General features: G+C 51.4%; 11 protein-coding genes. 9 read left to right on the top strand and 2 right to left on the bottom strand.

Features of this window, described 5'->3' with window-relative positions; genetic code table 11:
- Positions 1 to 18: 18 nt before the first annotated feature.
- The 8 genes from rfbB (at position 19) to ACYAS9_RS08865 (ending at position 8,640) form a co-directional block, all read left to right on the top strand.
- Positions 19 to 1,119: a dTDP-glucose 4,6-dehydratase gene (rfbB, locus tag ACYAS9_RS08900; protein WP_463567938.1), complete on the top strand. Its 1,101-nt coding sequence runs from the start codon at positions 19 to 21 to the stop codon at positions 1,117 to 1,119.
- Positions 1,116 to 2,021, top strand: coding sequence for a dTDP-4-dehydrorhamnose reductase (gene rfbD / locus ACYAS9_RS08895; RefSeq protein WP_463567937.1), 906 nt, complete (start codon positions 1,116 to 1,118; stop codon positions 2,019 to 2,021). The genes rfbB and rfbD overlap by 4 nt, the downstream gene beginning before the upstream one ends.
- 11 nt (positions 2,022 to 2,032) lie before the next feature.
- Positions 2,033 to 2,914 (top strand): glucose-1-phosphate thymidylyltransferase RfbA, encoded by an 882-nt coding sequence (gene rfbA, locus ACYAS9_RS08890; protein ID WP_463567936.1) that lies wholly within the window; start codon positions 2,033 to 2,035, stop codon positions 2,912 to 2,914.
- On the top strand, positions 2,914 to 3,462 hold the full coding sequence (rfbC, locus tag ACYAS9_RS08885) for a dTDP-4-dehydrorhamnose 3,5-epimerase (RefSeq protein ID WP_463567935.1): 549 nt from the start codon (positions 2,914 to 2,916) through the stop codon (positions 3,460 to 3,462). The genes rfbA and rfbC overlap by 1 nt, the downstream gene beginning before the upstream one ends.
- 788 nt (positions 3,463 to 4,250) lie before the next feature.
- Complete coding sequence (locus ACYAS9_RS08880) at positions 4,251 to 5,855, top strand: aldolase catalytic domain-containing protein (RefSeq protein WP_463567934.1); 1,605 nt, start codon at positions 4,251 to 4,253, stop codon at positions 5,853 to 5,855.
- Positions 5,852 to 6,547 carry an acylneuraminate cytidylyltransferase family protein gene (locus ACYAS9_RS08875; protein ID WP_463567933.1) on the top strand — a complete coding sequence of 232 codons (696 nt, stop codon included), beginning with the start codon at positions 5,852 to 5,854 and terminating at the stop codon, positions 6,545 to 6,547. The genes ACYAS9_RS08880 and ACYAS9_RS08875 overlap by 4 nt, the downstream gene beginning before the upstream one ends.
- Entirely contained in the window at positions 6,544 to 7,218 is a 675-nt protein-coding gene (locus ACYAS9_RS08870; protein ID WP_463567932.1) for an HAD family hydrolase, read from the top strand. Before ACYAS9_RS08875 ends, ACYAS9_RS08870 begins: the two co-directional genes overlap by 4 nt.
- Positions 7,219 to 7,431: 213 nt before the next feature.
- Positions 7,432 to 8,640, top strand: a complete 1,209-nt coding sequence (locus ACYAS9_RS08865; RefSeq protein ID WP_463567931.1) for an alpha/beta hydrolase — start codon at positions 7,432 to 7,434, stop codon at positions 8,638 to 8,640.
- 423 nt (positions 8,641 to 9,063) lie between these two features.
- On the opposite strand, the gene ACYAS9_RS08860 is transcribed toward ACYAS9_RS08865, so the two are convergent.
- Positions 9,064 to 10,149 (bottom strand): hypothetical protein, encoded by a 1,086-nt coding sequence (locus ACYAS9_RS08860; protein WP_463567930.1) that lies wholly within the window; start codon positions 10,147 to 10,149, stop codon positions 9,064 to 9,066.
- A gap of 388 nt (positions 10,150 to 10,537) precedes the next feature.
- On the opposite strand from ACYAS9_RS08860, the gene ACYAS9_RS08855 reads away from it, so the two are divergent.
- Positions 10,538 to 10,747, top strand: a complete 210-nt coding sequence (locus ACYAS9_RS08855; protein WP_463567929.1) for a hypothetical protein — start codon at positions 10,538 to 10,540, stop codon at positions 10,745 to 10,747.
- A gap of 190 nt (positions 10,748 to 10,937) precedes the next feature.
- On the opposite strand, the gene ACYAS9_RS08850 is transcribed toward ACYAS9_RS08855, so the two are convergent.
- Positions 10,938 to 11,921: a hypothetical protein gene (locus ACYAS9_RS08850; protein ID WP_463567928.1), complete on the bottom strand. Its 984-nt coding sequence runs from the start codon at positions 11,919 to 11,921 to the stop codon at positions 10,938 to 10,940.
- Positions 11,922 to 12,606: the final 685 nt, after the last annotated feature.

The following is a 12,606-nucleotide window of genomic DNA, read 5'->3' as shown; positions in this document are numbered from 1 at the left end:
GCAATCCAGAGACCTCCAATGATCCTAGTCACAGGCGGAGCCGGCTTCATCGGCTCAAACTTCGTTCTCCAGTGGTGCGCTCGCAACGGTGAGCCGGTCATCAACCTCGATGCCCTGACCTACGCAGGCAACCTGGCCAACCTGCAATCGCTGGAAGGCAACGCGCAGCACCACTTCGTGCAAGGCAATATTGGCGATGCCGAGCTGTTGACCAAGCTGTTCGCCGAGCACAAGCCACGTGCTGTCGTGCATTTCGCTGCCGAATCGCACGTCGACCGCTCCATTACAGGTCCAGAAGCGTTCGTTGAAACCAACGTGATGGGCACCTTCCGCTTGCTGGAAGCCGCTCGTGCGCACTGGAATGGTCTGCAAGGCGAAGATAAAGCGGCATTTCGCTTCCTGCACGTGTCCACTGACGAGGTTTACGGCACGCTCAGCGCGACCGATCCGGCGTTCACCGAAACCACGCCGTACGCGCCAAACAGCCCTTACTCGGCAAGCAAGGCGGCCAGCGATCACTTGGTGCGTTCTTACCACCACACCTACGGCATGCCGGTACTGACAACCAACTGCTCGAACAACTACGGTCCGTTCCACTTCCCGGAGAAGTTGATCCCGCTGATGATCGTCAACGCACTGGCCGGTAAAGCACTGCCGGTGTATGGCGATGGCCAGCAGATCCGCGACTGGCTGTATGTTGAAGACCACTGCTCGGGTATCCGTCGCGTGCTGGAAGCTGGCACGTTGGGCGAGACCTACAACATCGGTGGCTGGAACGAGAAGGCCAATATCGAGATTGTGCAGACGCTGTGCGCCCTGCTCGATGAGCTGGCCCCGGCCGCCGACCGTAAGGTGATCAACCAGAAGACCGGCGAGCCGGTGCAAGGTTATGCAGAGTTGATCACTTACGTTACCGATCGCCCGGGACACGACCGTCGCTATGCCATCGATGCACGCAAGATCGAGCGCGAGCTGGGCTGGAAGCCGGCTGAAACCTTCGACACCGGTATTCGCAAGACAGTCGAGTGGTATCTGGCTAACCAGGAATGGGTCACTGGCGTCATGGACGGCAGCTACCGCGACTGGGTTCAGAAGCAATACGAGGTAACGCCGGCGTGAAAATCCTCTTGCTCGGCAAAAACGGCCAGGTGGGCTGGGAACTGCAGCGCGCCCTCGCCCCGCTGGGCGAAGTGATTGCTCTGGACCGTCAGGGTGCCGATGGCCTGTGTGGCGATCTGGCCGACCTGGAAGGCCTGGCGGCGACCGTTCGCCAAGTGGTTCCAGACGTAATCATCAACGCGGCGGCCTACACTGCTGTCGACAAGGCCGAGACCGAAACTGACCTCGCAGACTTGATCAATGGCCAGGCACCCGGTGTGCTGGCCCGCGAAGCTGCCGCCTTGGGCGCCTGGCTGGTGCATTACTCCACCGATTACGTATTTGATGGCAGTGGCGAACAGCGTTGGGAAGCCGATGCGCCGACGGGTCCTTTGTCCTCTTATGGCCGCAGCAAACTGGCCGGCGAGCAGGCGATCGAAGCAAGCGGTGCTAAAGCTGTCGTGCTGCGTACAAGCTGGGTCTATGCCGCACGCGGTCATAACTTTGCCAAGACCATGCTGCGTCTGGCCAAGGAGCGCGACACGCTCAATGTGGTCGCCGACCAGTTCGGCGCGCCGACCGGCGCCGAGTTGATTGCCGATGTAACAACCCACATCCTGCGGCAGATTTTCGCAACCCAGAACGCGCAAGCACTGGCCGGTGTCTATCATCTCGCTGCGGCTGGCGAGACGTCCTGGCACGGCTTTGCCCGTTTTGTGCTGGAGCACGCCGAGCGCAATGGTGTGGTGTTGAAAGTGGCTCCCGATCAAGTCGGTGCAATTACAACGGAACAATACCCGGTGCCAGCCCCGCGCCCGCGCAATTCGCGCCTGGCATTAGGTAAACTCGAAACCGCTTTTCAACTGAAGATGCCGCTCTGGCAACAGGGCGTGCAACGCATGCTGGACGAAACCCAGCAATAAGGACTCTCTCAATGGCTCGTAAAGGAATCATTCTGGCTGGCGGCTCCGGTACTCGCCTGCACCCAGCCACCCTGGCCGTCTCCAAGCAACTGCTGCCGGTGTACGACAAGCCGATGATCTACTACCCGCTCAGCACCCTGCTGCTGGCCGGTATTCGCGACATCCTGATCATCTCTACGCCGCAAGACACGCCGCGCTTCGAGCAACTGCTGGGCGATGGCAACCAGTGGGGCCTGAATCTGTCCTACGCCGTGCAACCGACTCCGGATGGTCTGGCACAGGCTTTCACCATCGGTGCCGACTTCATCGGCAACGATCCGTCGGCACTGGTACTGGGCGACAACATTTTTTACGGCCATGACTTCCAGTCGCTGCTGCTCAATGCCGACAAGCGTGAGTCTGGTGCCTCGGTATTTGCTTACCACGTCAATGACCCTGAGCGTTATGGCGTCGCCGAGTTCGATGACAGCGGCCGCGTACTGTCGCTGGAAGAGAAACCCAAGGTCCCGAAATCCAGTTATGCCGTGACCGGCCTGTATTTCTATGACAATCAGGTGGTTGATCTGGCCCGTGATTTGAAGCCATCGCCACGCGGCGAGCTGGAAATTACCGACCTGAATATCCTGTACCTCGAGCAAAAACAGCTGAACGTCGAGATCATGGGCCGCGGTTATGCCTGGCTCGACACCGGCACCCACGACAGCCTGCTCGATGCCGGTCAGTACATCGCCACGATGGAGCGCCGTCAGGGCCTGAAGATCGCCTGCCCTGAAGAGATCTGCTTCCGTGCCGGCTGGATCGATGCCGAGCAAGTGGAGCGCCTTGCTCAGCCGCTGCTCAAGAACGGCTATGGCCAGTACCTGAAGAACCTGCTCAAAGAAAAGGTGTTTTGATGCAAGCAACTCCATTAGCCATACCTGAAGTCGTGCTGTTTACCCCCAAGGTATTCGGTGACGAGCGTGGCTTTTTCTACGAAAGCTTCAATGCACGTGCTTTTAAAGAGGCCACCGGCCTTGAGCCTGAGTTTGTCCAGGATAATCACTCGCGTTCGGTGAAGGGCGTGCTGCGTGGTCTGCACTATCAACTGGACCCAAACGCGCAAGGCAAGCTGGTGCGTGTGGTGCAGGGTGAAGTGTTCGATGTGGCCGTGGATATCCGCCGTTCTTCGCCGACCTTTGGCCAATGGGTCGGTGCCGTGTTGTCGGCGCAGAACAACAATCAGTTGTGGATTCCGCCAGGCTTTGCGCATGGGTTCATTACCCTGAGCGACACGGCTGAGTTCCTGTACAAGACCACCGATTTCTATTCGACACAAAGCGAGCGCTGCATTGCCTGGAATGATCCCGACATCGGGATCGAATGGCCGCTCGATTGCACGCCGCAGTTGTCCGGCAAGGACCAGTTGGGCGTGGCATTGAAGGATGCCGATCTTTTTGACTGATCGGTCTGGAAAAGCGGAGCGTGCTGTTTAAGGCGGCGCTCCGTTTTAACTCGATCAGCGCCTCAGCTTAGTTAGACATTAACCACCCTACCCACCGCCTTGAAATAGCAGGATTTAGCTTTATCCCGATAGTTGTGCCGAATCGTTCCATGTCTGCCCATGTCAGGATTTTTCCTAGACGCGAGTGCAGATCAAGGGCTATATTCCTGTGAGATCAAGAAGATTACTGGTGGCGGTTGCAAGGGCTGAATGCAACGTGTTACTGAATTGAAGTAGGAGCAGCATGATGCATGCCCATCACCTCTGTGATGACTTCAATCGGGCATTTGGAACCGAGGTGTCCACGAGGCCGAATGTTCATTCGATACGCACTGACATTCCGTCCTTTCTGTCTGCACCAAGACAAGCCCGTGTCTGTTGGCAGTCACTGGCAATTCAACGTCGCGCCGCCACCAACATCTGCCGAAACCGCAGTGAAATTGCGTATCTCGCTTCGGCATCGATCACCTTGTCTTCACATGAAGCACGGTATTCGGCCTCACCCTACGCGGGTCTATATTCTCAACCGTGGAAAGTACTCGCGAACTGGTCATGGGCTGGTTAAGTCACCGTGCAGCCAGTGAATGTAGAACAGGGCCTGGTACGCTCTATCTACGACCACCTTATGTGCATTTTCTTGTCGGATCGCCGCATATGACTGGTGAATCCTGCCGTATCACACCCCTCAACTATTTGCGCCTTGATGAAGCGAAACCTCGCTTCCCCTCCCCCCCAAAAGATAGGTCGATATGAAGCATCTTGACTGCACTCTCAGAGATGGCGGCTACTACAATGCATGGGATTTCTCTGAATCTCTAATAAAACAATACTTGGTGGCGATGCAGGCTGCCGGCATTGATATTGTAGAGTTAGGGCTTCGCTCGCTGAAAAACAGTACCTTCAATGGGGCCTGCGCCTACACCACCGATGCGTTTCTCAGGACATTGGAATTGCCGTCATCGTTGACCATCGCGGTCATGGTCAATGGCAGTGAATTGGTAGGGAGCATTCCGTGTGAACAAGCGCTGGAGCGTTTGTTCCCGGCCCCAGCAAGTGAATCACCGGTTGATCTGGTGCGAGTCGCCTGCCATGTTCATGAGTTTGCCAAAGCATTGCCAGCAGCCACCTGGTTGAAAAAGCGTGGCTATCAGGTCGGTTTCAACCTGATGCAAGTAGCGAACCGCACGGAAGATGAAATCAAGGCCCTGGCTAAAATCGCGACCGAGTACCCACTGGATGCGCTGTACTTTGCCGATAGCCTGGGCAGCATGCCGCCGGCCCAGGCGGCGCAGATCATTGGATGGTTACGCAGCGAATGGAAAGGCGCACTGGGCATTCACACCCACGATAACCTCGGCCTGGCGCTATCCAATACATTACGTGCATTGGATGAAGGCGTGACCTGGGTCGACTCCACTGTCACGGGCATGGGACGAGGCCCTGGTAACGCCCGCACCGAAGAGCTGGCAATAGAAATAGCCTCGCGTCGTGGCAAGCCCAACAACCTGATTCCTCTGATGACCTTGCTGCGTGAGCATTTCAAGCCCATGCAAACCAAGTATGGCTGGGGCACTAACCCATACTACTACCAAGCGGGTAAATATGGCATCCACCCCACCTATATTCAGGAAATGCTCAGTGACTCCCGTTATGGAGAGGAAGATATATTCGCGGTAATCGAATATCTTCGCAATGAAGGCGGAAAAAGCTACAGCCCCAATACCCTGGAAGCCGCACGCCTCTTTTTCAGTGGCAACCCTAATGGGTTGTGGGCGCCCGACACTCTGTTTGCCGAGCGTGATGTACTGCTGCTGGGCACAGGCCCTGGCGTTGCCAAACACCGGGAAGCGCTTGAAGAATATATTCGCCAACACAAACCCTTGGTGATGGCGTTGAATACTCAAAGCGCAATTGCTGCTGAAATGATTGATGTGCGTGTGGCATGTCACCCCGTGCGCCTGCTGGCTGACTGTGAGGCGCACATCAACTTGCCTCAGCCATTGATCACGCCCTATTCCATGCTGCCTCTGGATGTACAAAATGCGCTGGCCAACAAATCAGTGCTGGATTTTGGCCTGAACGTTCAGCTCGATGAGTTCGCATTCGAGCGCACACATTGCACGATCCCGACATCCCTGGTTGTCGCGTATGCGCTGGCGGTGGCCACCAGCGGCAAGGCAAAACGCATATTGATGGCGGGTTTTGATGGGTACCCAGGGGAGGACCCACGAAACTACGAAACCAATAAGCTTCTCAAGCTTTATCAAGAGACGCCGAATGCGACGCCGCTGCTTTGCATCACCTCTACCCGGTACGACATCAACTCCCAAAGTGTTTATGGGCCTTTAGAATGAGTATAGATAAAATCACCTGCTTTCTGCCTTGCCGAAAAGGCAGTCAGCGCATTCCCAACAAGAATATCAAGCCCTTTGCAGGTATTGAATTCGGGCTGGTTGAGATAAAGCTGAAGCAGTTGCTTGATGCTGAGCAAATTGACAAGATTGTATTAAGTACCGACGATGATGTGATTCTGGAATACGCTCATTCTCTTGGCAGTGAAAAAATTCAGCTGCATAAGCGAAGTGCCGAGTTGTCCAGTAGTGAAACCAGTACGGATAAACTGGTCGCGCACGCGTTTGACCTGATCCCGGAGGGGCATATTCTCTGGACACACGTCACCTCGCCATTTATCACGGCAACGCACTACAACGATATCGTAAAAGCCTACAAGGAAAAGCTTGAAGAGGGCCATGATTCCCTGATGACCACCACCATAATTCATAGTTTTCTTTGGCAGGACGGAAAGGCGATGAATTATGACCGAAATGTGGAAAAATGGCCGCGCACGCAGACATTGAAGCCTGTGCACGAAGTGAACAGTGGTGTGTTTATCGCCCCTTCGACGGTCTATAAAGAGCTTGATGATCGAATCGGTAATCAGCCTTATCTTTTTTCTCTGGATAATTTGATAAGCCATGATGTTGACTGGCCTGATGACTTTGTTATCGCTGAGTGCCTGCTGGAAAAAGGGTTGGTTAAACTATGACTCAACCCTTGTTAAGCATTGATCATTATTCAACGATGGTCTTCGATTGTGATGGTGTGTTGTTGAACTCCAACGAGGTCAAAACCCAGGCTTTCTTTCAGGCGGCACTGCCTTATGGTGAGCAGGCGGCCCAGGCCTTGGCCGACTATCACGTCGCCAATGGCGGGGTGTCCCGGTACAAGAAATTCAGTTACTTCCTTGAGCACATGGTACCGGCGCCCTTGGAGGATGTGACACTTGATCATCTGCTCAGCCGCTACGCAGCCTGTGTGCAGGAGGGGCTGCTCAATTGTGAAGTGGCCTCGGGTTTACAGCAGCTGCGTGAAAAAACACCGGGTGTTCGCTGGCTGATCATTTCCGGCGGCGACCAGGCCGAGCTGCGTAGCCTGTTTGCAGAACGTCAACTGGCATCGCTGTTCGACGGTGGTATTTTTGGCAGCCCGGACACCAAGGACGAGATACTGGCTCGCGAGAAGAGCAATGGAAACATCGTATCGCCTGCTCTGTTTATTGGCGACAGCAAATACGATCATCAGGCCTCGACCGCTGCAGGTCTGGACTTTGTGTTTCTGAGTGACTGGTCAGAAGTAAAAGAATGGGAACACTGGTGCCAACAGAATGAAATTGAATTTTCATCAAACGTTTCGTCGTTAGGGGATAGGCTGAAATAGCCTGATATTCGAACTGCCTACCTCTTGCAAAACCGACAGCCGATCAAGATCACATCGAATCGGCTGTCAACTTTATTGATGTCTTTGCTTCGCAAACTCCGCAGTCACTACACATTCCCCCTGAGCTGATCGACGATGCTGAGCTCTCGAACGCGTTCGGGAGCCGGCCTTGGGCGCTTATATACTGCCGGATACCAAAGGAGAAAAACTAACGTGCGAAGCACCTCGATACCCCTAGATTTCCCCGAGTCTGACGAGATCATTTATGAGTCGGACAATCTCGTCGCGCTCTACTGCTGCGCGTCGGATGCTCGGTCAGAACAGTTGGTTGTTGCGTTTTACCCTTTGCAACTTACGAATGCTATGGACGTGCCGCGCAAGGGGCAGAGCCGTGAAACGCTCCGGGCGGCTGGACTGGATGCCATCCATGTGGTTCCTCAGGGGAACCATTGGTACCAGTATGACGACATCGAGGTAATGATGGCTGAGGTACGCCTGATCGCGGATCAATATTCGGAGGTCGTAGCCTACGGCCAGTCCATGGGGGCATATGGTGCGATTCACACATCGGCGCTGCTTCGCCCTTCGAAGGTCTTGGCAATCTGTCCACAATCTTCAATCGATCCTGCGAGAATAAGCTTCGATTCCGGCTATAAGATCTTTGCAGACGACATCACGTTTATCCGCGACGACATCGAAAAGAATGCAAGTCAGGATACTGAGTTCGTTATCGCGTATGACCCGTTTTTTCCAAACGACTACAACCACTACCTCGAGTATGAGCGGTATCTGAAGAAGGTGTACAGATTGCGCATGCCGTTCTGTGGGCATAATGTGAGCGAAGCGCTAAGAAAAGCCGAAATGATCCCGAGCTACCTTATTCGATTGATTATTGGGGGCAAGGATGAGGTCAATGCGACACGGCAAGAATTCCGGCGTCATCGGCATAAAATCTTTGCCTACTGGGACGCACTTAAGCTGGCCTTGGGCACGTGGCAGATCAAAAACAAGAGCATCGATAAGGCCAGCTCTCAAGCCTTCAAAGTCTACGAATCGAACAAGCGTTTCTCATCGCTGCAAAATTTTTGCGAGATCGCCGAAAAGCTAGGTACGCCACAGCAGGCCGCGGCTCGGTGGTTTTTTGCCATGTCAATCTTCGGCGAGAAACTGCCATCGCTTGCCTATGTGCGTGCAGTTAAGTATTCCCGGCTGGGCGGGGATACCGACTTGGCGCGGATCACCTGTCTTTCGGCACTTCAAAAGTTTCCAAACGATTTCGGGCTGATGAGGGAATACCTGGACATCCTGATCCATGAGTCCAACTTCAGCAGCGCAAAACTGGCAGCAGCCGAGCTCCAGAGGATTCATGGAGCAAAAGCGGATGACGTGATCCGCCATCGAAAGGCTGCGCTCTCGATTTAATGTATCGCCGGCGCTGCCAGCACGGGCAAGGTGAGCGAAAAGCCCACGCATTGCAAACGCCAGCGCGAGGCCGACATCTGTAGTCAGCCGCTCATGGTGCGTTTCGAGGCCAAAGCCGAAAAAGGCTATCTCTTCCCCAAACCGGTGAACGTCTGAAAATCCATCGTTGGTCTGACTGCCTTGGTCGAGCTGGATATTAAGGTGGCCTGTTTGACCGTAAGCGCGCGATAAATCCCTCCCTGCAAAGATGGGGGTTATCGCGCGCTTACCCTTGAACCCTGATGGTGTACCCCATCCAGTCCGTCTTGTACGTGTCCTGAGGGCGCTTGCTTTCTCTCTTCCGTAAGCTTACCCAGCCAGCAGAGGATTGTGCAAAAAATCAAAAGAAACGTGTGTCAGCTTGTCCCCACAAAAATATTTTTATCAAATTTTTGAAACAAGATTTTTTAATACACAATATGGATTATCCATCATATTACCATCCTTGAACATGATAGAAAGTGCCACATACATAACTTGAGACAACCCAATCAAATTATAAATATCGCCAGCCACTTCTTCATCTTCAACATCATGCGTCATTACAAACTTTAATATTGGCTTTTCCTTAGAAAAAGACTCATAAAAATATGTCTTATCTGATTTTTTTACTACAAGAACCTTTCTTTTGTATGGAGAATTATCAAAATGAGATAATTGATCACTGTTAATCTTTGCGTTCTCTTCACCTGCAAAGTACAGTAGATTATCGCAATATCTGTGTGATGCAAATATAGCCTCCTCAGCGTGGCGTAATTCAACCCCCTCAATCACGCGCGGTTCAAAAATCCCCAAGCTGACATATTTATTTATAAGCTTAAATGAATTATTCGTCCCGGAAACTACAAGCTTTTCACCTCTAAAATATTTGAATATTTTAAAGAATGATTTTTTTAAAGTTAATGTATCATGAAAAGCTTCCACCGGAGATTTTCCCTGGTATAGCTTCTTCAAGAAAAAAAATCCGAAAGTAGAGGGGTGATTGCTTGCATCCATAAATAGAAAATCTAAATCTTGATCAAGCAAAACAGACAGCTTTATAGCGTTTTTGAATCTATCTTCGAGATAGCGAAGGTTCCAGACAGGGTGTTTATAAGAGCCATCAACCATGTACTTATTATTATTTATATTTTTATATTCCCTTATAAACAAACACCAAAAAACCAACCTTATGTCATGCCGATTAAGCTTTTCCAAGCCTTGGATTGACTTTTCAAATGAGACCTTGTCTATTTCCAGATTAAAAAATTCTTTTTTTATCGAAAAAATATCTTTAACGTTATTTGTGACGTGATAAGCATTTCCAAACCTGAAGTCACCCACCATAATGAACGGGTGTGCCGCCTGTGACAGTTGCTCAACTTTCTCATGCCAGATCGGCAAGGTGCCATGCCCATATAATTGATCATTTATATTGAAAAATGACTTGAGCCTTTGCCAGCGAACTACATGAGATGGACCAATAATCATATATAGGGACCTGAATAATTTTAAGTAACTAACGCTTTAACAACCCGTACGCCTGTTTCATCTTTTAAAAGGTGGTATTTTATAATGTATTTATCCGCCTCAAGTATGCACAGGACCGTAGCACATTTTTCGTGCTGCTCTAAAGGACTGTGGTTTCGGGCATCAATTTTCATAGTGGGGAATTGTACTCAATGCCCTATTTAATTACCAGATAACAGAGCCTGTTCTGAGTACACAGCTCCCAACGCCTTACAAAGCGTTTCGGCTTGTTGGAGTATCCGTTTGCGGTTTCCTGCTCTTGATCGTAATCGCCTCACGAACCCACACTCCAAGTCCGGACCTGATCCCCAAGGCTGAACTCCCGACACCTTTCAGGAGCCAGCAGCCCATGATGCATTCCGACGCCAAAGTCGAAAAAGTCTATCTGCCCCCCAACCGGTGGACTTCCGAAAACCCATCAATGGCTTGTCCCCTGATCGAGCTGAAGACAAAGGTGGCCGTGCAGGAACTGAACCGTCTGCTTGATGGTTTTGACCTTTGCCATCCCCGGCCTCATCAATACCGCCGAAAATGCGATAAGGCCGTTTGTTATGAGTAAAAACAACCGGGTATTTTTCTTCACGTCCAAGGGGCCAGCGCTCGCTTATATAGCCTGGTTGAAACAGCTAAACGAATGGACATAAGGCTTATGCATGACGTCCTGCCACCGCAACAAAACCCTGGTGCGGTGATGGACAGGACGTCAATTCAGTTCGGAGAGTAGGCACAGAACGTAGCGTCAGAATCAATTATTGAAAATAATCATTCTTCGTTTTGTTTAAGCGATCCTTAAGCTGAATGAAATACCCCAGTCTAGGAGGAAGGCCCTTGTCATGCCGACGTACAGCACCGATGAAATCGATGTAATACCCTGCTAGATCGACCGGGTACTCCGCCGTCGTGCCAGGTGAAAATTTTCGTTCGTTCAGAGCAGCATGAGCGGCGAAGGCATTGCGCCCGATTTCTACCAATGCAGTGCAGTCCGGGTATTGGCTTAAAATGCTTTTGTTTTGAAAGCTGAAAATATCAGAAAGACCGCGACGGCAGAGTATGAACGTATTCAGGAAAGCATCAGAAGCTTCTCCATTGCAGCCTTTTCCATAGAGATAAAAGGCATAAAGCAGCATGGCCGAAGCTATATTCCAATAGACAATATGAGCTTTGGCACTTTCGTCGCGCATGTCATAAAGATCCTTCGCAATATCGAACGCACTGTCGCGAAGCCCGTAGAATTCTGCCAACGGGATTATATTTGTACCCGAAGACACCCACCAACGCAGCGTAACGGGGTCCAAGGGGGCTGCGGGTTTGGAGGCAATTAATTCGCTCCGAATGCGAATGAGTTCACGCCCTACTTCAGCCCGGCCTTCCGGGTGTTCACCCACACGAAAAGCGAGCACGGAAATAACGCCACAAAAAAACTTGCTACTTCTATCCATCGAGAGCAAGAGGGAACGTAGATAATGGTAGAACACCGTCTTGTCAGAAACCCGAGTACGGAAATTGAAGACTTTTTCGTTAAGGTAGTGGATGTTATGCGAACGGTCGATGTCAAAATCCATCGGCGGATCAATACACGTCGTCTGCCCGTTAGTTTCAGTAACCAGTATGCTGTCCGCCACGAGAGAGTACGTCTCAGGAACAGAGAAAATATGGCTCTCGGAAGTGACTGTGATCGGTTCCAGCCAAGTCGCTCCTCCATCGAAACTTACGGTAGGGGAGTTCTCAGCCATGACATGAAATTTTACATCGAAAGCAGAATATTCAAACGTTGTGGATGGCAACTAATTCACCTATTTATGCTTGAGTTTAAAGGTCTTGTAGATGATTCTATAACGAATTATTGTAAGCAAGCAGTGTAAATACGTCGAGTTTTTCAGCGATGAAAAAACTGTAGAAATCGGTCGGCATCGCTTCTGAATTAAATCATCTAAAGTCCTTCGGTAATCCCTTACTTTACACGGTGGCCCGATGTAAAAACTAAGCGGACATGGCCGGTGGTTGTATTGACATGAATTCACTTAGTCGCCTGAACTGATAAAATCCTGTTAGATCGCTACAAAAATACCACCAATCATCTAATTATCAAGCAGGTTTGGCAGTTTTTTGCGTGCGGCGGCGAAAACTGAGTGAAACACCTTTCCCATAGGTAAGGGGGACGGCGATATAAACCCGACTCTTCACAAGATGGGCATATCGTCACCGTGGCATCTGCGGCAAGCAATTCCTGGGCAGCAAGGCTTCAAACCTTCCACGGATTTAGCTTGAGGCAAGCGCTCCCGAACATGGCAAAGTCAGACATAAGGGTCCCGGCCATCGGTCTTGACGGTTTTAACCAAGCAGTACAATTCAGCCAGAGCGGCAAGGCCACTAATAGATTTACGGAAGTCGACGGGGTTGAGGGAGAGATAGAAAATT

This window comes from Pseudomonas sp. HP_08, from assembly GCF_055284095.1.
Note: the sequence above shows the minus strand (reverse complement) of the source record. Positions and strands in the feature narration are given on the sequence as shown.